Below are 22,506 nucleotides of genomic sequence, written 5' to 3'. Positions count from 1 at the left end.
CGCTCAACCAGCGGGGCCAGACACCCCGCGGCCCTCGGGGCTGTTCAATCGGCGGGACGACATACCCTTCGATCCTCGGGGCCGCTCAACCAGCGGCACCCCACGCCCGCGTTCCTCGGGGCCGCTCAACCAGCGGGGCCAGACACCCCGCGGCCCTCGGGGCTGTTCAATCGGCGGGACGACATACCCTTCGATCCTCGGGGCCGCTCAACCAGCGGGACCACACACCCCACGGCCCTCTCGGGGCCTGCTCAGTTAATCTCAACCAGCGAGACACAGCGCCAGCGAGAAGGACGGTGTTCCCGATCTCAGTGCGGCATCCCCATCTCGCTGACCTCACCATCGGGCGAGATCGCCTGAAAGTGGTTGTAGGCCACCTGGATCGACGAGAACCGACCGGTGTCGTCGATCTCGTACATGATCACGCCGAAGTACTCGTACTGCTGTCCCTTCTCGACGGGGCCGAACAGTGAGTCGTCGTCGGAACGGTCGGCCTCGAATCGGGTACGCATGCGCACGGCGAGTGTGTGATCGTCGCTGACGAAGCGCTCGACGTTCAACTCCTCGACGAAGGTCTCCCAGATCTTCGCATAGTGCTCCTTCATGCCGTCGACGCCGTGGATCTCGAGTCCGCCGTTGCGGCAGATCATGTCCGGCGCGATGTAATCCTCGAAAGCGGTGGTGTCGCGCTGGTTGAAGCGGCGAATGTAGTCGTCGAATCGGTTGCGTTGCATGAGATTTCCTTTCGTTGGGGGGTGGGGTCAGCCGAGGATGGAGCCGCCGCCGTCGATCACCAGATTGGTACCGGTGATCCAGGTGGCGTGATCGCTGCACAGGAACACCGCAGCGTCGACGATGTCGTCGGGTTGCCCGTGTCGCTGCAACGGGATTCGGCCGAGCATGGCCTTCGTGTCTTCGCTGGGGTCGGCGATGAACTGTCGTGTGTTGTCGGTCTCGATCAACCCGGGGCTGATGACGTTCACCCGGATGCCGTGCCGGCCGCCCTCGACGGCGAGGTTGCGGCTCAGCGAGATGACGCCGCCCTTGGCGGTCCCGTGGGCGTTCTGCGGCGTGAACTCGACCCCGCGGAGGGCGGCGATGGAACCGACGTTGAGCACGACTCCCCCGCCCCGCGCGACGAGATGCGACCAGGCGGCCTTCGTGGTGTAGAAGACCAGATCGAGTTCGTTGCGCATGGTGAAATCCCAGTCGGCGACACTCAATTCGGTGATCGGACCGAACCGCTGGGTGGAGGCGTTGTTGTAGAGGAGGTCGAACCCACCGTCGACACCGGCGGCCTCGTCGACCCAGTCCGCGGCCTGGTCGGGGTCGCCGAGATCCACCCCGGACATGGCCCGCACGGACAGTCCCGCCTCCTTGGCCAGGAGCACCGTCTCCTCGGCCGCCGCGGCGTTGAGGTCGCACCCGATGACCTCGGCGCCGGCCGCGGCGAAACCCAATGCGGCACTGCGTCCGATACCGCCGCCGATCCCGGTGATCAGCGCGACCTTGCCGTCCAGGCGGATTCCGTTGCCGCTCATCGTGCCATCCTTTCGGTCTGCCAGTGATTGCTGTTGAGGGTCGTGGTGTCGCAGGTCAGGTAGTCGACGAACAACCCGTCCGGGTCGTAGGCCGCGCGGACCCGGCGCAGGCGGGCGAAGTTCTCGTCCGACATGAACCGCACCTGACGGTTCGAGAGGTCGGAGTCGCCCAGATACTGTCCGGCAGTGATGGGTTCGAGCTCGGCCATCCGGTCGTCGGTCCACTCCCGGGTGGCGGCGTCGCTGTCCGCGTCCGCCGAGATGGTGTAGAGCGCGCAGTACACGTCGCTCTGCATCGAGAACGCCATGTCCGGCAGATCCCGCAGCGGTGCCATGGAGAACCACAGCGAGAAGGACTCCGGCGTGGCCCAGGTGGTGAACGCCTTCTCCAATCGGTCCACCACGGTTGCGGGGTCGGCGTCGAGCCACGCGTTGTCGACGGTGTATCGATGGCCTTCCGGGTTGTTCGCGTACTGCGCCGCGTACTGCTCGACCAGCGTCGTCGGTGCGCACCGGACCGCGAGCAGTGCCCGGTCGGCGAACGGGCAGTTGTCGATGGGCGCCAACGCCGTTCGTGCGTCGTCGACGGTGTCCTTGAACGCCAGCGCCGACACCACCAGGATGTGCCGGTCCGCCGCCACCCCCAATCCCAACTCGGCCGGTGGCCGTTGGCTGACCGCGACGATCTCCACCTCGGGATCGACGGAGGCGTGGGTCGCGTTGAGCCATCCCATCACGTCGCGGTACTGATCGATGTCGAACATCATCACGCTGTGCGACAACGCTTGTGGCGCGGGCCGGGTACGCAGGTGGAACCGGGCGACGACGCCGAAGAAGCCGGGGCCGGCGCCGCGGGCGGCCCAGTAGAGGTCGCTGTGGTGTTCGGCGTCCGCGCGCACCAGTTCGCCCTCGGCGGTGACCACGTCGATTGCCTCCAGATACTCCGCGGCCCAACCGAATCCGCGGGCACACCAACCCTGGCCGCCCTGCAGCAGGAAGCCGGCCAGACCGACGGTCGGGCAATGTCCGCCGGGGAAGAACCGGCCGCGTTCGGTCATCAAGGGCGCGAGCTCTTCGCCGCCCTTGACGCCGGCGTCCACACTGACGATGCCGGACGCCGCGTCGAAGGTGATGGTCTTGAGTTTGTGCACGTCGACGAGCAGCGCGTCGTCGCGCAATCCCCAAGCGGCCCAACTGTGTCCGCCGGATCGGGAGACGACCTGCCAGCCACGGTCGACGGCCAGGCGTACACCGGCGACGAGGTCGTCGTAGGTCTCGGCGAACAGGACCGCGGCCGGGCGGCGCTGCGGCCGACGGTGATTGAACACCCGGCCGACCACGGCTTCTTCGAAACCGGGCTGGCCGGCGAGGATCAGATCGCCCGTCAGTGAGGGTGAACCCGTCAGCGACGGTGATGACGTGGGTGCGGACATGATGGAATCTCCTTGTATCAGCGGGTGGCCCGCACGCGGCGGATGGCCAGCGCACCGAGGAGCGCGAACACGGCCGAGGACAGGAACAGCGCGACGAAGTTGCCATCCGGGCCGACGGTGAAGAAGCCGAGTGCGGGGACGGCCAGGAACAGCGGCGCGATCGCGGGCGCCAGGGCCGGGGGCAGCGTGTTGGCGACGGTGAACAGGCCCATCGCGCGGGCGGCGTCGTTGCGGTCGGGCAGCACGTCGGCCATCAGTGCGAGATCGACCGCGACATAGATGCCTTCGCCGAGGCCGGTGATGGCCATGCCGATCAGGAACAGCGGCAGCGAGTGCGCCACGGCGACGAACACGAGACCGATCGCGTAGATGACGGCACCGGCGGCGACGAACACCTTCCGACGACCCAGCTTGTCCGAGAGCCAGCCGGCCACCGGGCTGATCGCGAAGGTGAAGAAGTAGTGGACCAGGGTCGAGAGCGCCACGATCCCGGCGACCTGCGCGATGGTGTACGACAGTTGGTTGAGCAGGTAGAGCACCTGGAACGTGACCAGCGAGGCGCTGCCCATGAAGAGCAGGAAGCGGCTCAGCCAGGTCCAGGCGAAATCGGGGTGCTTACGAGGGCTCATCCAATAGCTGCCGATGATGCGGGCCGGGCTCAGGCGCGGAATGTCGGCGGCGGCCTCGGGGGTCAACTTGCGGTCGTCGATGGTGACCACCAGGAACACCACGCCGATCACCAGGAACGCCGCGGGAACCAGGAACACCGCCACGGGCCCGACATGCCCCAGGAGCGGTACGAGCATGGCACCCACCACCGCGCCGACCGGGGTGCACATGCCGGCCAACCCGGAGATCCGGCCACGCAGTTCGGCCGGTACCTGGTCGGGGATCAGCGCGATCAGCGCGGCCACGACCGCGTTGACCCCGGCGACGGCGATCAGGTAGCCGCCCATGATGCCCGGCAGCGACCCGGCGAGCGCGCTCAGCGTCAGCCCGATGACGGCCACGACGGTCCCGCCGACGATCCACGGCACGCGCATCCCGAACCGCGAGGTGGTGCGGTCGCTGAGCGCCCCGACGATCGGGTTGGTCAGCACCGACACGATGCCGCCGACTCCGAGCACCAGCGACAGTGCGCCGGCACGCTGCCCTTCGGGCAGCACGGTCGCCAGCCGCAGCGACATCGACACGATGGGCGGTGTCAGGTAGGTGACCCAGAAGCCGAAGTACGCCAACAGAAATGCGGCGACGAACTTGGTGTTCAGTGCGGCGGCAACCGGTATGTCGTGGGTGTGTGCGGTGTCCGCGGCCGTTTCGGCATCGGACAGGGAGGATTCGGTCATCGGGGTTCTCCTGGGAAAGGGGTGAAAGGGTGGACGGAGGACGCTCACACGGGCGGGGCGACGAAGCAGCCCTTGTCGACGTCGTTGAAGCTCTCCTTGGCGACCATCTCGGTCATCGGGTCGGCGGTGCCCCATTGGTCTTGCACCAGTGGGTCTTCGGTGTCGTGTACGCCCGGATGCCAGGTGTCCTCGTCGATCTCGCACAGCGCGGTGGTGTATTCGACGGTGTTGCCATGGGCGTCATGGAAGTACGCGAAGGTGTTGTCACCGGCCATGTGCCGGCCGGGTCCCCACACCTTCTTGTAGCCGGCGCGCATCACCTTTCCGGTGCCGCGCATCCATTCCTCGATGCCGCGCAGCTCGAAGGAGGCGTGATGCAGGGAGGTGTGCGGGCCGCGGGCGATGGCGAAGCTGTGGTGACGGTTGTTGCAGCGCATGAAGTACATGAGGTCGCCCATGTGGGCGTTGGCCAGGGTGTCGCTGAGCTTGAACCCGAGGTGCCGCTCGTAGAAGGCGCGGGTGCCCGCCGGGTCCGTGGAGTTGACCACGACGTGCGACAGACGGACCGGAATTGCCTCGCGCTCTTCGATTTTGCGGTGCTCACGGGTGGCGACATCGGCGGAGACCTCGATGGTGCGGCCGTCGACGTCGAAGAACCGGAAGCCGTAACCACCGCCCGGGGTGGCGAGCTCGCCGGGTTCGGTGATCAACGGGACATCCTCGCCCGCAAGCCGTTGCGCGAGGGCATCGACATCTGCGGCCGTCTCGGCGCCGAAGGCGACGAGGTCGAGTCGCTTGTCCTGCGCTTCGCGCAGCCGGACGACGTACTGTTCGGGCGAGCCCTCGGCGGCAAGGAACACCAGGCCGGAGTCGTCGGCAACGCGGGTCAGTCCCCAGGTCTTCTCGAAGAACTCGACGGCACCGTCGAGTCCGGGCACGGCGAGATCGAGGTGCCGGAGGTGGGTGAGCAACCGCGGTGCGGTGGTGTCGGTGGTCATGTCAGTGGTCCTTTCCCGGGTCTTCTCAGCCGACCCAGACGGTGCGGGTGTTGGTGAACTCGCGGATGCCCTCGGCGGAGAGTTCTCGGCCGTATCCGCTGGATTTGGTGCCGCCGAACGGCATTCGGGGGTCGGACGCCACGACCGCGTTGACGAACAGGGCACCGGAGGTGATGCGCGCACCGAGGTCGAGGCCACGTTGCGTGTCGGCGGTCCAGATGCTCGCGGCGAGACCGTATTCGCTGCTCTCGGCGAGAGCGACGGCGTGGTCGGCATCGCGGGCCCGGATGACGACGGCGACCGGGCCGAAGGTCTCCTCGGTGAAGACCGGCATCGCGGGGGTGACGTCGACGAGAAGTGTCGGCGCATAACACCCGTCCGGGCCGCGGTGTCCGCCGGCCAGCACACGGGCACCCAGGGCGACCGATTCGTCGACCTGCCGTTCGATCCCGTCGACGAGGTCCGGACGGGCCATCGGCCCGATCTGGGTCGCCGGGTCCATGGGGTCACCGACTCGCAGCGCCGCAACGGCTTCGGCGAGACGACGCTCGAACTCGTCGGCGACCGACTCCTCGACGATGAACCGCTTGGCCGACAGGCAACTCTGGCCACCGTTGAGGAAGCGCGACCTGACGGCCGGTCCGTCCGGTCCGGCGATGGCCGGGATGTCGGCGTCGTCGAGCACGATGAACGGATCGGAGCCGCCGAGTTCGAGGACGGTCTTCTTGATCGCCCGCCCGGCCGACGCCGCGACCGCGGCACCCGCGCGATTGCTCCCGGTGAGGGTGACGGCCGCGATCCGCGGGTCGGCGATCAGCCCGTCGACCACCGACCCGACCACTGACTCGTCGACGATCAACGCGCGCAGCAGATTGCGCGGGAAGCCGGCGGTGAGGAAGGCCTGTTCGATCGCCAGGGCGCACCCCGACACGGTGGCCGCGTGCTTGACCACTCCGGCATTGCCGGCGAGCAGTGCGGGTGCGGCGAAGCGGATCACCTGCCAGAACGGGAAGTTCCACGGCATGATCGCGAGCACGGTGCCCACCGGTTCGTGGGTGACGTAGGACTGGGCGGCGGGGGTGTCGACGTGCCGGTCGGCAAGTGCGGCGGGCCCGTGGTCGGCGTAGTACTCACAGGTGACCGCGCATTTCCGGACCTCGGCTACGGCTTCGGTGATGGGCTTGCCCATCTCCCGGGTGATCAGTTCGCCGTACTGACCGGCGTTGTCCCGCAGTACTTCTGCGAGTCGGCGCAGCAACTGTGCGCGATGCTCGATCGGTACCGAGCGCCAGGCTCGCTGGGCGTGCTGGGCGGCGGTGAGGATGCGGTCGGTCTCCATCGGGGTGGTCGTCTCGATGCCGGCGACGTCGGTGGTGGTGTCCAGCGCGGTCATCGGATCCCCCCGGCTGCTGCGGCGGCTGCTCCGACGCCGGCGCGGGCACGGGGCACGCGATGGCCGGGTGAGGTGGGCGGCACGACACGATTGCTGATCGTGCCGAGGTGCTCGATGGTCATGGTGACGGTGTCTCCGGGTTCCAGTGGTGCGGGTTCTCGGCGGCCGGTGCGGCCCCAGATCTCGGCGAGCGCTCCGGTGTGGCAGGTGCCCGATGCGATGACGTCACCGGCACCGACCCGGGCACCGCGGCTCGCGTGGGCGAGGAGTTCGGCGAACGACCACGCCATGTGTCCGCTGCGGTCGCGGCCGACGATCCGGCCGTTGATCGCGACGGTCATCTCCAGGTCGAGCACCCCGTCGCGATGGTGTTCGTCGAGTTCGTCGGCGGTGGTGATCCAGGGTCCGAGCGTGTTGGCGAAGTCCTTGCCCTTCGACGGACCCAGGCCCACCTGCATCTCGCGGCGTTGCACGTCGCGGGCCGACCAGTCGTTGAGGATGCAGTAGCCGGCGATGTTCTCGCGGGCCTGCTCGACGGTGAGGTCCCGGCAATCGGCGGCGACGATCGCGGCGATCTCGAGTTCGAAGTCCAGCGCCTCGGTCAGCGGCGGCTTGGGCATGTCGTCGTGCGCACCGATCAGCGAGTGCGGGTTCATGAAGACGAACGCCGGTGCGTCGTACCACGCGTCGGCGACCGCATCGGTGCCGTCGACGCTGCGGCTGACACCGACGACGTGCTCTTCGAACGCGACGAAGTCACGCATCGCCCGCGGCGCGATCGGGGCGAGCAGCCGGTGATCGGCCAGCGCCCGGCCGGGCCCGCGGACGGCCTCTGCTTCGAGGTCGGCCCGCTGCGCGGCGGACATGCCGAGTGCGTCGAGGACCGACACCCCGGCCGGGAGCGGAAAGGCCCGCTCACCGGCCAGGATGGCGCCGGCCTCGCGGCCGTCGATCTCCAACGTGGCAAGCCGCATCAGACGTCCAACGTCTCGTAGAAGTCACGCTGGCGGGACTCGAGCGCCGGCACGGCCTGGCCGAGTGCCCAGGTGACGAAGTGGTCGTAGGTGCCATGCGCCTTGAAAGCGGTCTCGTCGTCGTAGACCTCGAAGATGCGGAAGACGCGCGGCTGATCGGGGTCGGCGTACGCCTGGTAGTAGCGGCAGCCGGGCTCGGTGCGGCTGGCCGGTGACAGGTGCGTCAACGCCTCCCGGACGAGGTGTTCCTTGCCCTCGGCGGCGGTCCAGGTGGCCGAACAGATGAATGCCATGGGGTGTGCTCCTTGGTGGTCGTCGACCGTGATCGCGAAGGGTGATCGGCGGTCGTTGTGATGTGGTGCACAGAAACGTAAGTCGCGGGGCGGGTCCGGCAGAACCACGGTTCGCCGATGCCAGGTATCGGCAAACAGTGTGTTCTGCGCAACACCGCCGATGCCTAACGTCGTGGATCACCGGGACGCACATCGATCCCGACAGCCAGACACCTCACGGAGAAGGACTCACCATGGCAGTCAGAAAAGTTCTCGTGGTGGGCGGTGGCATCACCGGCTCGGTGACCGCGATCGCCCTCGCGCAACGCAATGTCCAGGTCGATCTCGTGGAGATCGCGAACCGCTGGTACGGCGTCGGCCACGGCATCACGGTGCAGGGCAATGCGCTGCGCGCGCTGCAGCAGATCGGGGTGACCGACGACGTGATGCGCGACGGCGTCGGCTTCGACACCATCCGGATCTGCGACGCCGACGGAACGCTCGTCACCACCGTCACCACCCCGCCCATGGGCGGGGCCGACCTCCCGCCGTCGCTGGGCACCCTGCGCTCCGACCTGCAGGAGACCCTGGTCAAGGCGGTGCACGACGCCGGCGTGAACGTCATGCTCGGCACCACCGTCGCACGGATCGACAACCGTGAGACCGCAGTGGTCGCCACCCTCACCAACGGCCACGAGGCCGCCTACGACCTGATCATCGCCTGCGACGGCATCCGATCGCAGACCCGCGCCATGATCGGTATCGACACCACGCCGCAACGCGTCGGCATGGGCATCTGGCGTCTGGTCACCGACCGCCGGCCGGGCATGGACTGCGCGGAGCTCTCCTACGGCGGGCCCCGGTACAAGGCCGGGTTCGCCCCCATCTCCGACGACAAGTGCTACGCCTACCTCCTCGACGAGGTCTTCGACCCGGATGCCTCGGGCCGCTCCCGCGCCGAGGTCTTCCGCGAGCGGGCCGCCGCCTATGGCGGGCGCTGGCCGCAGATCCGCGACGGCATCGACGACGACACCGTCATCGACTATCGGGTCATCGAGTCGCTGCTGGTCGAGGGACCGTGGCATCGGGGCCGGGTCGTCGTGATCGGCGACGCCGCGCACGCGTGCCCGCCGCTCATCGCCCAGGGTGCCGCGATGTGCACCGAGGACGCGGTGATCCTCGCCGAGATGATCACCGATTCCGACGGCGATCTCGACACCGTACTCACCGCGTTCGCCGCCCGACGCGCCCCGCGGATCGCGATGGTGGTCCGCAATTCGATGCAACTCGTCGACTGGGAGATCCATCCCGACACGCCGGGCGCGGACCCGGCCGCCCTGATGGCCGAATCGATGGCAGCACTGCAGGAGCCGGCATGACCCGGGTAGCGGCAGAGAGCTGGCACGACCGCATCGTCGTGGTCACCGGCGCCGCACGCGGACAGGGGGCCGCCGAAGCGCTGCTGCTCGCCGATCTCGGCGCCACCGTGATCGCGACCGACATCGCCGCCGACGCCGACGATCTGGAGAAGGCGGCCGTCGAATTGGACGGCTCCGTCCGCTATCAGCGTCTCGACGTGACCGACGAGCACGGCTGGGCGCAGTTGGCAGAACAGTTGGGCGACAACCACGTTCACGGTCTGGTCAACAATGCCGGTATCCCCCAGCGCTCCCGGCTCGCCGAGGTCGACCTCGCCGACTGGGAGCGGGTGATCGCGGTCAATCTGACCGGACCGATGCTCGGCATGCGTGCCCTCGCCCCGCTGATGGGTCCGGGATCGTCGGTGGTCAACGTCGGGTCGGTCGCCGCGCTCACCGCGCACCACACCGTGGCCTACACCGCGAGCAAATGGGGCGTCCGGGGGCTGACCCGTGTCGCCGCAACAGAATTCGGGCCGCGCGGCATCCGCGTCAACGCCGTACACCCCGGATACATCGACACGCCGATGATCGAGGGCGCACCACCGGCCATGCTCCCCGCACACCTCTTGCTGACACCCCTCGGCCGTCCCGGACTGCCCGACGACGTGGCGACGGTGGTCGCGTTCCTGCTGTCGGATGCCGCCGCCTACGTGACCGGCGTCGAACTGCCCGTCGACGGCGGCTACAGCACCCATGGCGGCGCCAAGATCATCGCCGACGCCGTTGCAGGTGCCGTTGACACTGCCGTCGACACTGTCGGCTGACCACTCAATCTCCCAGGAGGACAATCATGTTCGAGTACTTTCCGGACAACTACGTGTGGAACCTCGCCGTCGTCGGCACGCTGAACAACGGCGGCACCATCGGCGAGGTCGACGAGGCCTGCCGACCGATCCTGGACGCCGCGCGCGGTGACGAATCCGTCGGCACCGCCGAGTTCCTGGCGTCCTGGTCGAAGGTCGCCGACCGTCTCGTCGCCATGGCCACCGACGACGAAGCCCGCGGGCGCCGGTTCTCGGCCGCCGACAAGTATCGCCGCGCCGCGTTGTACCTGCTCAACGCCGAACGCATGCAGGGGCCCGACGGCGACCGCATCGCCGTCTACCGTCGCGCAATCGCTTTGCAACACAAGGCCATCGAACTCTCCGACAGCCCGGTGCAGATCGTCGAGGTGCCCTACGAGGGCAGTGTGCTGCCCGCCTACTTCTGGCCGGCACCCGGCTCGGATCGGCGGCCGGCGCCGGTCGTGGTGCAGTGGAACGGCTTCGACAGCTTCAAGGAGCAGATGCTGGGATCCCGGTTCCCCGAGGAGCTCGCCCGCCGCGGGGTGTCGACCCTGATGGTCGATCAGCCCGGAACCGGTGGCGCCCTGCGGCTGCACGGTATCCACGCGGTCCCCGACGCGGAACGGGCCGGCACCGCGTGCCTGGACTACCTGCTCACCCGTCGCGAGGTCGACCCGGACCGCATCGGCATCGTCGGCTGGTCGCTCGGTGGGTACTACGCGCCACGGGCGGCCGCGTTCGAGAAGCGGTATTCGCTGTGCGTGGCTTGGGGCGCCAACCACAACTGGGGGCAGACGCAGCGGCGGCGTCTCGAGCGTGAAGGTGAGAATCCCGTGCCCCACTACTGGCAGCACGCGCTGTGGGTGTGGGGCTGCGACACCATGGACGACTTCGAAAAGCTCTGGGACCAGATCACCTTGGAAGGTGTCGTCGAGCAGATCGAGGTCCCGTTCCTGATCACCCACGGCTCTAACGACCGGCAGATCCCGGTCGCCGATGCGCACGAGTCGTACGAGCAGGCGATCCGCAGCCCCAAGCGCGAGCTGCGCGTCTTCACCGACCGCGATGGCGGTGTGGAGCACGTGCACCTCGACGCCATGGACAACGCGACCCAGTTCATCGCCGACTGGGTGGCCGAGACCTTCGGCGAGATGGCTGAAACACCCACCACCACAACGGCACCGGCCACGACGCGGCGGGTCGTCACCGGCCATGACGCGGCCGGGGTGTCCGGCGTGCTGCTCGACGGCGCACCCTCGACGGTCACCCGACTCCCCCACGACGGCGTCTCCTTCGTCGAGGTGTGGTCGACCTCGACGTCGCCCGCGATCATCGGGGCACACGAAGCCGACCCCGTCGCCGGTCCGATCCACATCCCGCCGCCGGCCGGCGGCACCCGCATCCGCATCAACGAGTTCGCGCCCGGATTTCTCCGCGACGGCCGCCAATCACCCTGGCACCGAACGGAATCGGTCGACTACGGGATCGTCGTCGACGGCGAGATCACGCTGCTGCTCGAGGACGGGGAGGTGACGCTGCGTGCCGGCGACGTCGTCGTGCAGCGCGGCACCGTCCATGCGTGGGCCAACCGCGGCGATCGGGTGGCACGTGTCGCCTTCATCCTGGTCGACGGCCGGTTCGACGCGGAGCTGGCCGAGCGGATCGGGCAGGAGGCGCTCACCGAGGCCGCCGAGGCCCGCGCGCACGTGGTGACCGCGGAGCACGGACGATGACCCTTCGACAGGCTCAGGGAGCAGGGAAATGACCGGACCCCCGACGATGCACCACGTCGGCATCACCGTGCTCGATCTCGAGAAGATGTGCCGCTGGTACGCCGACGCGTTCGCCATGTCCGCGGAGTTCGCGTTCGAGATCGGCGAGGTCGGTCTGCGCGGCGCGGTCCTGCGGGCACCATCGGGATTCGGTGTCGAACTGATCGCCCGTGAGGGCGGCCGCCCGGGCCGCTCGTTCACCGGACCGCTCGATGCCGCCGTGGTCACCGGCCACACCCATGTGGCGGTCCGGGTCGAGGATCTGCCGGCGGTGCACGAACGCCTGCTGGCGGCGGGTGGAGCCGAACAGATGGCACCGCAATCCTCGCCGCAGCCGGGCTGGCGGATGTCCTTCGTGGCCGATCCCGAGGGCAACCTGCTCGAACTCGTCGAACCGGCCGGTGCCGTCGACTAAAGTGACGTGGTTCCTCATCAGGGAGCACGCCGTCTTCGGGAGTAATCGGGCAGCGATGAATCTGGCCAACGTGGACCTCAACCTGCTGTACGGGTTGCATGCCCTGCTCGAGGAGTCGAACGTCACCCGCGCGGGTGAGCGGATCGGTGTCGGGCAGTCGACGATGAGTGCGACCCTGGCCCGCCTGCGCCGGCACTACGGCGACGAGCTGCTGGTCCGGGTGGGTCGGGAGTACGAGCTGACGCCGCTGGCCCGCTCGCTGCTGCCCCAGGTGCGGCGGACCATCACCGCACTCGATCGCGCGCTGGGTCGCGTGGCGCCGTTCGATCCGCGTGCCGATCAACGCACGGTCACGGTCGCGTCGTCGGATTTCGCGCGGATCGAATTGGCCGGCCGGTTCGGGCGGATCTGCGCCGAGGCGCCGGGCATCCACTTCGACCTGCAGCCGCTGCCCAAGGCGACGTTCGTCGCCGATCAGGATCTGCTGACCTACGATTTCGTGATCGCGGTGCCCGGCAGCGGTTTCCAGGGCGAATCGACGACCCTGTTCGTCGATCACTACGTGTGCGTCGCCGACCGGAACAATCCGATGATCCGTGACGGCTCCATCTCGTGGGAGGACTTCTGCGCGGCGGGCCATGCGCAGGCCGGATTCGGCGAGGCCCACCACACACCGGTGCAGCGGCGGATCAGCGAGCTCGGCGCCACCCCGCGGGTGGCGGTGCGGACCCACAGTCTGGTCCTTCTCCCGCGAATCGTCGCGGGCACCGACCTGATCGCGCTGGTGCCCAGCCGGCTCGCGAGCCGGGTGTGCTCGGCCACCGGAACCGTGGCCGTCGAGGCACCGATCGGACGGGTCGAACTCATCGAGGCCCTGTGGTGGCATCCGTCCCGATCGATGGATCCGGCGGTGCAGTGGCTGCGTTCACGGCTCATCGGCGACGAGGCGGAGTCGTGACCGACATCGAGCGGCTCGACGCGAATCTGCTGACGGTGTTCGACGCTCTCCTCATCGAACCGCGGCTCAGCCATGCCTGCGAACTGCTCGGCGTCTCGGCCACGGCGATGAGCACGTCGCTCGCCCGGCTGCGCGCCATCCTCGACGACCCGATCGTGCTGCGATCCGGGAAGTCGGTGTCGCTCAGTCCGAAAGCCGAGGAGATGCGGCCCCTGGTGCGTGAGGCGATCGACGAGATCCACCGCACTCTCGGGGTGCAGGCGTCGTTCGACCCGTCCACCAGCCGGCGTCTGTTCTCGATCGTCGCCTCCGACTATGCACTCGGGATGTTGACCTCGCCGCTGCTCACCGCCATCAGCGCCGACGGACCCGGGATCTCGCTCGCGTTCGAGACGCTCTCGGAGGACCCGGCCGCCAGCGGCATCGATCTGTTGCGGCATGACGTGGTGATCGCGGCGGCCGGCCGGACAGCCGGGCAACGACGCACTCTGTGGTCCGACGACTTCGTTTGTGTTGCGTCGGCACAGAATCCGCGGCTGCGCGACGGCACATTGTCCCTCGACGACCTCCGCGAGCTGGGACACGTGGTGGTGACCTTCGGCGAATCCACCACCACACCGGCCGACCAGGCACTCGCGCATGCCGGGATCATCCCGCGCCGCGTCATCATGACCCGCGGCTTCACCACCGCGCCCTATCTGGTGTCGGGGACGGATCTCGTCGCACTGGTCCCGAGTCGGTTGCTCCTCGGATTACCGACGGAGTTGGATCTGGTGGTCGCCGAGACGCCGCTGCCGTCGGTGGTCCTCGACGAGGCGGCGCACTGGAATCCGGGCCGCACCTCCGATCCCGCGCTGCAGTGGCTGCTCGGACACCTGCAGCGGATCGGGGCCGCGCTGGTCGGCGGCGAGGTCCCCGAGCGCTAGAGTTCGACAGATGCGGCCCGTCGTCGCAGGACAGGAGAACGAGTGTCATGCACGACGACATCGTTTCCGGGCTGGTCGATTCGGTGTCGGCCATGGCCGCTGCCGGACGCATCGACAGCGAGGACGCCGTCACGCTGACCCGGCGGGTGCGGCGGTGGGGCCCGGATCTGCTCGACGGTCTGGGGGTGTACGCCGGCGACGACAACGACCTCTGCTCGGTCGCGCTACGCGTGGTGGATCTCGTGGCCGCCGCCCACCGGGCTCGACGGCCCGCGCTGCGGGAGCTGGACGAGGAGCGGGTGTTGCGGCCGGACTGGTTCGCCGATCCGGCCCAGATCGGATACGTCACCTACGTCGACCGGTTCGCCGGCACGCTGGCCGGCGTCGCCGACCATCTCGATCATCTCGGCGAGCTGGGGATCACCTATCTGCACCTGATGCCGCTGCTCGACCCGAGGCCGGGCGACGCCGACGGCGGCTACGCGATCCGCGACTACCGTTCGGTGCGTGCCGATCTCGGCACGATGGACGACCTCGCCGACCTCGCCGACCGCCTGCACGAGGCCGGGATCGCGCTGACGCTGGACCTGGTGCTCAACCACGTGGCCCGAGAACATGCCTGGGCGCAGGCGGCGATGGCGGGGGACGCCACCTACGTCGACTACTTCCTGAGCTTCACCGACCGCGAATGGCCCGACCGCTACGAGCGGGACCTGCTCGAGGTGTTCCCCGACTTCGCCCGCGGCAACTTCACCTGGGTGCCGGGATTCGCCGGCGACGACGGCCGCTGGGTGTGGACGACGTTCAACGACTTCCAGTGGGATCTCGACTGGGCGAACCCCGACGTGTTCTGCGAGTTGCTCGACGTCGCACTGTTCCTGGCGAACGTCGGCGTCGACTGCCTGCGACTCGATGCCATCGCGTTCCTGTGGAAACGGCTGGGCACCACGTGCCAGAACCAGCCGGAGGTCCACCAGATCACCGAGGCGCTCCGCGCCGCCATGCACATCGCGGCGCCCGGCGTCGTGTTCAAGGCGGAGGCGATCGTCTCGCCGGAGGACCTGCCCGCCTACCTCGGCACGGGTAGACGCGCCGGCAAGGTGTGCGACCTGGCGTACCAGAACAGTCTGATGGTGCAGCTGTGGTCGGCACTGGCCACCGGCGACGCCGCGCTGGCGCGGCACACCCTGTCGGTGTCCCCGCCCAAGCCGGTCACCACGGCGTGGGCGACCTACGCACGGTGCCACGACGACATCGGCTGGGCGATCACCGACGAACACGCCGACGCGGTCGGTGTGTCCGGCTGGGCACACCGCGCATTTCTGTCGGCGTGGTACAGCGGGACGTTTCCCGGCTCGTTCGCGCGTGGTGCGGTGTTCCAGTCCAACCCGGACACCGGCGACGCCCGGATCAGCGGAACCCTCGCGAGCCTGGCAGGACTCGAGGCGGCGATGGACGCCGACGACTCCCGGGCGGTCGATCTCGCCCTCGCACGCATCTTCTGGCTGCACGCCGTCATCTTCGGGTACGGGGGAATCCCGTTGGTGTACATGGGCGACGAGATCGGTCTGCTCAACGACTGGTCGTTTCGCGAGGATCCGGCCACCGCGGCCGACAATCGCTGGCTCCACCGGCCGGCGATGCCGTGGGAGACGGTCGCCGACCGTCACGACCCGACGACGGTGGCCGGCCGCGTCTTCGCCGGCCTCCGGCATCTGGGCCGCGTGCGGGCGGCGCTGCCGTCGCTGCATGCGTCGGTCGAGAGCGCGCCGATCGACGTGCACAACCCCACCGTGCTCGCGCTCGGCCGCCGCCATCCCGCCGGTACGCTCGTCCAGCTCTACAACACGTCGGCGCAGTGGCAACCGGTATCCGCGTCGCGCATCGGCGAGCTGGTCGGCGATCGCCCCGTCGACCACATCAGTCAGGTGCATCCCGACATCGGCGGAGGGGCAGCCTACTGGCTCGCCCCGTACGCAGCCTGGTGGCTGTCCGCGGATTGACCATGTCCGCGGAGTACCACGGCGACGGTCCCGATCGGCGTCAGGTGTCGGCGTCGGCCGCCGCCCCCACCAGCCGTCCCGCCGGATGCGGCAGCTCGATGCCGTGTTGCTCGTAGGCGCGCAGAATCGAGTGGCGCAGCCGTCGAGCGGTGGACCACTGGGCGTTCGGTTTGGTCTTGACCGTCATGCGCAACACCACCCGATCCGGGGTGACATCCTGCACGCCGAGCATCTCGGGCTCGTCGAGGACATCGGCGGCCAGATCCGTGTTGGCGACCGCGTCGTGGGCGGCCCGCAATGCCACCTCCTGTGCACGGTCGAGATCGGCGGTGAGCGCCACCGGCAACTCGATGCGCGCCACCGCGTATTCCTGACTCATGTTGCCGACCCGCACGATCTCGCCGTTGCGGACATACCAGAGCGTGCCGTCGATGTCGCGCACGGTGGTGATCCGCAGGCCCACCGACTCCACCGTGCCCGACGCCTCGCCGAGGTCGACGACGTCACCGACGCCGTACTGGTCTTCGAGCAGCATGAACACCCCTGACACGAAGTCCCGGACCAGGTTCTGCGCACCGAAGCCGATCGCGAGGCCGACGATGCCGGCCGAGGCCAGGAACGGGGCGATGTTGACGCCGAGCACGCTCAGGACCGAGAGCACCACCCAGACGAGCAGCACGATCGACACCGTCGACTTCAGCACCGATCCGATGGTCTGTGCCCGCTGGGCGCGCCGTTCGGCGATCGCCGGGTTCCGGGCGGGCCCGGTGCGCTCACGCAGATGACGCAGCAGGGCGGGCTTGCGTCCGCCGGTCGGGCGTCGCGTCGCACGATCGATCACACGGTGGGCGAGGTAGCGAACCAGCAGCGCCACAACGATATACGTGCCGATCCGGATCGGGTTCTCGATCAGCCACTCGCGGTTGGTCTCCGTCCAGTCGAATGCCAGGTGTTGAGCGGTCATGACATTCGACCGTAACGACCATCGCGGATTGGTCAACCAACCCGCGGCGTGGGGATCGTCACGTGTGCCCGGCGCTCCCAACCTCACGAACCCATCACGAAACCACCAACCCCCGTTCAGCACACCGAATCTTCTTTACGCTGCCGTCATGAGCAACACGACGAAGGCATCGGTCGCCGCGCTGGCCGCGCTCGCGGTCGTCGGAGGTGCGGCGATCGGCTCCGGACCTGCCGACGCTGCACCTCGGGTCGCGACCTTCCCGGCCCTGCAGCAGGGCACCACGGTCAACGGCTGGGGGTGGACGGGCACGCTGCTGTCGCGGGCGCAGTCGTACGACGCCTACCGCACCGGCATCCTCGGCGCGCTCGGATCGAGCCTGGTCCAGGCGTACGAGAAGGCGACGACCCCCGGCCGCGGCGCGGGCTGCATCGTGATCTTCCACGCCACCAAGGGCAGCAACGTGGAGAACGGTGCGACCTACATCCGCCAGGTCAAGTACGCCGCCGAGACCCCCGACACGGCCAACGCGATGTACTGGAGCACGCGGAACTTCCGCTGCGCCTGACGATAATGGGGCGGTGACCCGCCTCTTCTTCGACTGCGACACCGGGATCGACGACTCAGTCGCCCTGCTGTACCTGCTGGCCCGCACCGACGTCGACATCGTCGGCGTCGCATCGACGGCCGGCAACGTCCCGGTCGACGTCGTGACCACCAACAATCTGGCCTGGCTCGAACTGTGCGGACGCACCGACATCCCGGTGCACGTCGGATCCGCGACGCCACTGTCCGCCGACCTGATGACCACCGAGGACACCCACGGCCCGCTCGGGCTGGGGTACGCCGACCTGCCGCTGCCCGTCACCGCCGCCAGCCACGTCGACGCCGCCGACGCGTGGATCGACGCGTCCCGTGCTCATCCGGGTGCCCTGATCGGTCTGGTGACCGGTCCGCTCACGTCGCTGGCGACCGCGCTCCGCCGCGACCCCGCACTGCCCACCCGCCTGGCCCGGCTGGTCATCATGGGCGGCGCGTTCCGGGCGCATGGCAACACCACCCCCACCACCGAGTGGAACATCGCGGTCGACCCCGAGGCGGCGGCCGAGGTGTTCGCGGCGTTCGGGCGTGACGGCGCGGCGCCACCCATCGTGTGTCCCCTCGACCTGACCGAGCAGATCGCGCTCACGCCGGATCACCTCGTCCGGCTCGCCGCCGCGGCCGGCAGTTCGCCCGTCGAGTGCCCGGACCCCGGCGACGAGCCCGGTTTGCGGTCGGTCGCCGACAAGGTGATCGTCCGGCACCTCGTCGACGCACTGCGGTTCTACCTGGAGTTCCACGACGCCCACGACGAGGGCTACATCGCGCACCTGCACGATCCGTTCGCGGCGATGGTCGCGCTGGCCCCCGACATCGTCAGCACGATTCCGGCGCGGATCGACGTGGAACTCGTCGGCACGCTGACCCGCGGCATGACCGTCGCCGACGAACGGGCGATGACGGGTGAACCCAACGCCCGCATCGCCGTCGCCACCGATGTCGACGCGGTGTTCGACGATCTGCTCGAGCGTATCGCCGCACTGGCCAAAACGATTGGCGAATAGGACAATTCGGACCCCTCGTTGACTCGGCCGGCGCCCCACACCTCGGGGAGAAGGAAGCGTTCGCAGCGCAACGTCTGCGCCTGTCGGACGCCAGGCGTAGCGTCGAGCGGGTGACCCGACTCGGCTATCAGATCCCCAATTTCACCTATCCCGGCGTGCCCGCAGACCAGCTGTTCGGAACCATCGTCGCGCAAGCGGTGGAGGCCGAGGCCTCCGGATTCGACACCGTGCTGGTGATGGACCACTTCTATCAGCTCCCGATGCTCGGCACCCCGGACCGGGAGATGATCGAGTGCTACACGTTGCTGTCGGCGCTCGCGCAGCACACGAGCCGCGTGCGACTGTCCTCCCTGGTCACCGGCAACACGTACCGGAACCCGACCCTGCTCGCCAAGACCGTCACGGCCCTGGACCTGGTCTCCGGGGGTCGTGCACAACTCGGCATCGGTGCCGGCTGGTACGAGCTCGAACACCAGTCGCTCGGATACGAGTTCGGCACGTTCACCGACCGCTTCCAGAGGTTGGAGGAGGCGCTGCAGATCATCCTGGGCATGCTCCGCGGGGAGAAACCGACACTCGACGGCAAGTGGTACACGGTGCACGAGGCACTCAACGTGCCCGCGCCGCTGTCGAAGATCCCGGTGATGATCGGCGGTGGTGGCGAGAAGAAGACGCTGCGGATGGTCGCCCAGTACGCCGACGAATCCAACATCATCTGCGGCCCCGGCGAGATCGGCCGCAAGCTCAACGCGCTGGCCGCCCACTGCGAGACCTACGGCCGCGACCCCGCCGACATCACCGTCACGCTGCAGACCTCGGCGTGCATCGCCCCGACGCACGACGAGGCCGTCGCAGACCTCGAGGCGTACATCGCGCGCAACCCGCCGGCCGAGATGCGACGAAGCACGACGATCGTCGGCGATCCCGACGAGGTGGCCGGCGCATACGAGGCCCTGAAGGTCGCCGGACTCAACGGCTTCACCGTCAACGCACCCGCGAACGGTCATGTGCCGGGACGGGTTTCGCTGCTCGGCGAGACGCTGTCGACGGTCATGGGCTGAGCGCGCATCACCAGGGTGTCCGGTCGCGTCGGTGCGTGTCGCCGATCGGCGGCGTAGCGTCGATGCGGTGACCAGACTCGGATATCAGATCCCTAATTTCACGTATCCAGGTGTGCCGGAGGACCAGCTCTTCCCCACCATCGTCGCCCAGTCCGTCGAGGCCGAGGAATCCGGTTTCGACACCGTCCTGCTGATGGATCACCTGTATCAGTTGCCCGGACTGGGCAGCCCCGATCAGGAGATGATCGAGTGCTACACGCTGCTGTCGGCGCTCGCCCAGCACACCAGCCGCGTGCGATTGTCGTCGCTGGTCACCGGCAACACATACCGCAACCCGGCACTGCTCGCCAAGATCGTCACCGCGCTCGACATCGTGTCGGGCGGGCGCGCCCAGCTCGGCATCGGCGCCGGCTGGTACGAGCTCGAACACGATTCCCTCGGCTTCGAGTTCGGTACCTTCACCGACCGTTTCGAGAAACTCGAGGAGGCCCTCGAGATCATCACCGGCATGCTGCGCGGTGACAGACCCACCGTCGACGGCAAGTGGTACCAGGTGCGCGATGCGCTGAACTCCCCTGCGCCACTGTCGAAGATACCGATCATGATCGGTGGCGGCGGCGAGAAGAAGACGCTTCGGCTGGTCGCGCGGTTCGCCGACGACTCGAACCTGATCTGCGCGCCCGACCAGATCGGCCGGAAGCTCGACGCGCTCGCCGCGCACTGCGAGACCTACGGACGCGACCCGGCCGAGATCACCGTCAGCGTGCTGACGAGTGTCTGCATCGCGCCGACCCACGACCAGGCCGTCGAGGAACTCGACGCATACGTCGAACGCAATCCGGCAGCCGCGGCGATGCGCGCGATGGTGGTCGTCGGCGATCCGGACGAGGTCGCGGAGGCCTACGCGAGGCTGAAGGTGTCGGGCGTCGACGGCTTCACAGTCAATGCACCGGCGAACGGTCATGTGCCGGGACGGGTTTCGCTACTCGGCGAGACGCTGGCGAAGGTGGTGGGCTGACCCTCCCCGGGTCCCTGTCATCACGTCATCCCGCCAGCAACTGCCGCAACGTCTTTCGACTCACCTTGCCGACGCCGGTCTGCGGGAACTCGTCGATCACCTTCACCAGATCGGGCAGCTTCCACTCGGCCAGGCCCGCGTCGCGGACGAACGTGCGCAGGGTCGCCACGTTCGGTGGTCGATCGGGGTCGGCGGGGATCACGTAGGCGCAGGTGCGTTCGCCCAGATAGGCGTCGGCCACACCCACGACGATCGCGTCCCGAACGCCCGGGTGCGTGAGGAGTTGCTCCTCGATCTGTTCGGCGGAGACCTTCTCCCCGCCCCGGTTCACGCGGTCGCCTCCGCGTCCCCGCACGACGATGTTGCCGTCGGCGGTCAACTCCACCACGTCGCCGGTGCGGTACCACCCATCGGGGGCGAACGACGCGGCGCCGGCGTCCCGCCAATACCCGCGAATCGTGTACGGCCCCTCGGTCTCCAGGAACCCCGGACCCGAGCCGACGGGCTCGCCGTGCTCGTCGACGACACGCAGCTTGTCGTCGGCGGACATCGGCCGCCCCTGGGTGGTCGTGATGACGTCGGTCGGGTCGTCGAGGCGCGTGTAGCAGACCAGACCCTCGGCCATCCCGAACACCTGCTGCAGGGTGACACCGAGCGCGGGGCCGAGCCGTCGGGCCAGCTCATCCGGGCAGCGGGCTCCGCCGACCTGGATCGTGGTCAGCGACGAGATGTCGAATCGTGTTCCGCGCTCGGCGGTTTCGGTCCACAGCCGCGCCAGCGGCGGCACCAGCCCGGTCATCGTCACCCGCTCGCGGGCCACCAGTTCCCACGCCACCGAGGGCTCCGGTGACGCGGTGAGCGCCACGGTCCCACCCGCGTAGAGCGCCCCGAGGATGCCCGGCGAACTCATCGGGAAGTTGTGCGCCACCGGCAGCGTGGCCATGTACACGGTCGCCGCGGTGACCCCGCACAGCTCGTTGCTGCGGCGCACGCTGTAGAGGTAGTCGTCGTGCGTGCGCGGGATCAGCTTCGGGGTCCCGGTGCTGCCGCCGGACAGCTGCAGGAACGCGAGATCGCCCGGGTCGGACCGTCCGTGATCGACCGGTTCGCCGAACAGCGCTTCGAGGTCGTCGCAGTCGATCAGGGTTCTGACGGAATCAACCTGTGCGGCAATGGTTTCCGCGAGTGCCCGGTAATCGTGGGCGGAGTCGGCGCGGGGCGAGATGATCGCGACCGCACCCGCCGACCGAGCGACCCCGACCAGTTCCGCCTCCCGGTGGGCGGGCAGGGTGAACACCGGAATCGCGCGCGCCCGGAACAGCGCGAACACCGCTTCCACGTAGGCGACCCGATTGGGTATCTGCAGGAGAATCCGGTCGTCGGGCCGGATGCCCGAGGCGGCGAGGCCCGCGGCCAGTCGATCGACGCGGTCGTGCAACTCGGCGTAGGTGAGCCGACGGTCCATGTCGACAACCGCGGTGCGTTCGGCGATGTCCGGATCGGCCGCGCGGGATCGCAGGACGTCGTCGAAGGTCTCTCCGGCCCACACCCCGGTGGCGCGGTAGTGATCGACGAGTCCGGGGGGCCACGGTGCAACCTTCACGCAGGCAAGGCTACCCTAATGT

At 68.6% G+C, this 22,506-nt stretch carries 21 protein-coding genes; 11 read left to right on the top strand and 10 right to left on the bottom strand.

Annotated features, from left to right (window positions below; all coding sequences use genetic code 11):
* Positions 1–308: 308 nt before the first annotated feature.
* The 8 genes from ACWDTI_RS11485 to ACWDTI_RS11450 are packed head-to-tail and all read right to left on the bottom strand — an operon-like array spanning position 309 to position 7,978.
* Positions 309–734, bottom strand: coding sequence for a nuclear transport factor 2 family protein (locus ACWDTI_RS11485; protein WP_449738198.1), 426 nt, complete (start codon positions 732–734; stop codon positions 309–311).
* 27 nt (positions 735–761) lie between these two features.
* A complete protein-coding gene (locus ACWDTI_RS11480) occupies positions 762–1,541 on the bottom strand; it encodes an SDR family NAD(P)-dependent oxidoreductase (protein WP_449738197.1) in 780 nt (259 codons plus the stop codon).
* Positions 1,538–2,974, bottom strand: coding sequence for an FAD-binding oxidoreductase (locus ACWDTI_RS11475; RefSeq protein WP_449738196.1), 1,437 nt, complete (start codon positions 2,972–2,974; stop codon positions 1,538–1,540). The genes ACWDTI_RS11480 and ACWDTI_RS11475 overlap by 4 nt, the downstream gene beginning before the upstream one ends.
* Positions 2,975–2,991: 17 nt before the next feature.
* On the bottom strand, positions 2,992–4,320 hold the full coding sequence (locus ACWDTI_RS11470; RefSeq protein WP_449738195.1) for an MFS transporter: 1,329 nt from the start codon (positions 4,318–4,320) through the stop codon (positions 2,992–2,994).
* Between the two features lie 44 nt (positions 4,321–4,364).
* Complete coding sequence (locus ACWDTI_RS11465) at positions 4,365–5,318, bottom strand: VOC family protein (RefSeq protein ID WP_449738194.1); 954 nt, start codon at positions 5,316–5,318, stop codon at positions 4,365–4,367.
* Between the two features lie 25 nt (positions 5,319–5,343).
* Positions 5,344–6,711: an NAD-dependent succinate-semialdehyde dehydrogenase gene (locus tag ACWDTI_RS11460; RefSeq protein WP_449738193.1), complete on the bottom strand. Its 1,368-nt coding sequence runs from the start codon at positions 6,709–6,711 to the stop codon at positions 5,344–5,346.
* Positions 6,708–7,685, bottom strand: a complete 978-nt coding sequence (locus tag ACWDTI_RS11455) for a fumarylacetoacetate hydrolase family protein (RefSeq protein ID WP_449738192.1) — start codon at positions 7,683–7,685, stop codon at positions 6,708–6,710. Before ACWDTI_RS11455 ends, ACWDTI_RS11460 begins: the two co-directional genes overlap by 4 nt.
* Positions 7,685–7,978, bottom strand: a complete 294-nt coding sequence (locus tag ACWDTI_RS11450) for a putative quinol monooxygenase (RefSeq protein WP_449738191.1) — start codon at positions 7,976–7,978, stop codon at positions 7,685–7,687. The genes ACWDTI_RS11455 and ACWDTI_RS11450 overlap by 1 nt, the downstream gene beginning before the upstream one ends.
* Before the next feature lie 233 nt (positions 7,979–8,211).
* On the opposite strand from ACWDTI_RS11450, the gene ACWDTI_RS11445 reads away from it, so the two are divergent.
* From ACWDTI_RS11445 to ACWDTI_RS11415, 7 genes are read left to right on the top strand one after another with little or no spacing between them, the layout of a single operon-like run.
* Positions 8,212–9,336 (top strand): FAD-dependent monooxygenase, encoded by a 1,125-nt coding sequence (locus tag ACWDTI_RS11445; protein ID WP_449738190.1) that lies wholly within the window; start codon positions 8,212–8,214, stop codon positions 9,334–9,336.
* On the top strand, positions 9,333–10,142 hold the full coding sequence (locus ACWDTI_RS11440; protein ID WP_449738189.1) for an SDR family NAD(P)-dependent oxidoreductase: 810 nt from the start codon (positions 9,333–9,335) through the stop codon (positions 10,140–10,142). The genes ACWDTI_RS11445 and ACWDTI_RS11440 overlap by 4 nt, the downstream gene beginning before the upstream one ends.
* A gap of 26 nt (positions 10,143–10,168) precedes the next feature.
* Complete coding sequence (locus ACWDTI_RS11435; RefSeq protein WP_449738188.1) at positions 10,169–11,896, top strand: prolyl oligopeptidase family serine peptidase; 1,728 nt, start codon at positions 10,169–10,171, stop codon at positions 11,894–11,896.
* A gap of 28 nt (positions 11,897–11,924) precedes the next feature.
* Complete coding sequence (locus tag ACWDTI_RS11430; RefSeq protein ID WP_449738187.1) at positions 11,925–12,350, top strand: VOC family protein; 426 nt, start codon at positions 11,925–11,927, stop codon at positions 12,348–12,350.
* A gap of 55 nt (positions 12,351–12,405) precedes the next feature.
* A complete protein-coding gene (locus ACWDTI_RS11425; RefSeq protein WP_449738186.1) occupies positions 12,406–13,308 on the top strand; it encodes a LysR family transcriptional regulator in 903 nt (300 codons plus the stop codon).
* Positions 13,305–14,234 carry a LysR substrate-binding domain-containing protein gene (locus ACWDTI_RS11420; RefSeq protein ID WP_449738185.1) on the top strand — a complete coding sequence of 310 codons (930 nt, stop codon included), beginning with the start codon at positions 13,305–13,307 and terminating at the stop codon, positions 14,232–14,234. Before ACWDTI_RS11425 ends, ACWDTI_RS11420 begins: the two co-directional genes overlap by 4 nt.
* Positions 14,235–14,281: 47 nt before the next feature.
* A complete protein-coding gene (locus ACWDTI_RS11415) occupies positions 14,282–16,237 on the top strand; it encodes an amylosucrase (RefSeq protein WP_449738184.1) in 1,956 nt (651 codons plus the stop codon).
* A 40-nt stretch (positions 16,238–16,277) separates the two neighbouring features.
* Here the strand turns inward: ACWDTI_RS11415 and ACWDTI_RS11410 are convergent, their stop codons facing one another.
* A complete protein-coding gene (locus ACWDTI_RS11410; RefSeq protein ID WP_449738183.1) occupies positions 16,278–17,201 on the bottom strand; it encodes a mechanosensitive ion channel family protein in 924 nt (307 codons plus the stop codon).
* A 148-nt stretch (positions 17,202–17,349) separates the two neighbouring features.
* Here ACWDTI_RS11410 and ACWDTI_RS11405 point away from each other — a divergent pair, with 148 nt between their 5' ends.
* The 4 genes from ACWDTI_RS11405 to ACWDTI_RS11390 all read left to right on the top strand — a co-directional run bounded on the left by ACWDTI_RS11405 (position 17,350) and on the right by ACWDTI_RS11390 (position 20,881).
* Entirely contained in the window at positions 17,350–17,766 is a 417-nt protein-coding gene (locus tag ACWDTI_RS11405) for a hypothetical protein (RefSeq protein WP_449738182.1), read from the top strand.
* A gap of 13 nt (positions 17,767–17,779) precedes the next feature.
* The gene (locus ACWDTI_RS11400; RefSeq protein ID WP_449738181.1) at positions 17,780–18,802 is read left to right on the top strand and encodes a nucleoside hydrolase; all 1,023 of its coding nucleotides are present in this window, start codon (positions 17,780–17,782) and stop codon (positions 18,800–18,802) included.
* 110 nt (positions 18,803–18,912) lie between these two features.
* Positions 18,913–19,863, top strand: coding sequence for an LLM class F420-dependent oxidoreductase (locus ACWDTI_RS11395; protein ID WP_449738180.1), 951 nt, complete (start codon positions 18,913–18,915; stop codon positions 19,861–19,863).
* A gap of 67 nt (positions 19,864–19,930) precedes the next feature.
* A complete protein-coding gene (locus tag ACWDTI_RS11390; RefSeq protein WP_449738179.1) occupies positions 19,931–20,881 on the top strand; it encodes an LLM class F420-dependent oxidoreductase in 951 nt (316 codons plus the stop codon).
* A 25-nt stretch (positions 20,882–20,906) separates the two neighbouring features.
* Here ACWDTI_RS11390 and ACWDTI_RS11385 read toward each other — a convergent pair whose 3' ends face one another.
* Positions 20,907–22,484, bottom strand: coding sequence for a (2,3-dihydroxybenzoyl)adenylate synthase (locus ACWDTI_RS11385; RefSeq protein WP_449738178.1), 1,578 nt, complete (start codon positions 22,482–22,484; stop codon positions 20,907–20,909).
* Positions 22,485–22,506 lie beyond the last annotated feature (22 nt).

This window comes from Gordonia sp. NPDC003424 (genome assembly GCF_053588655.1).
Note: the sequence above shows the minus strand (reverse complement) of the source record. Positions and strands in the feature narration are given on the sequence as shown.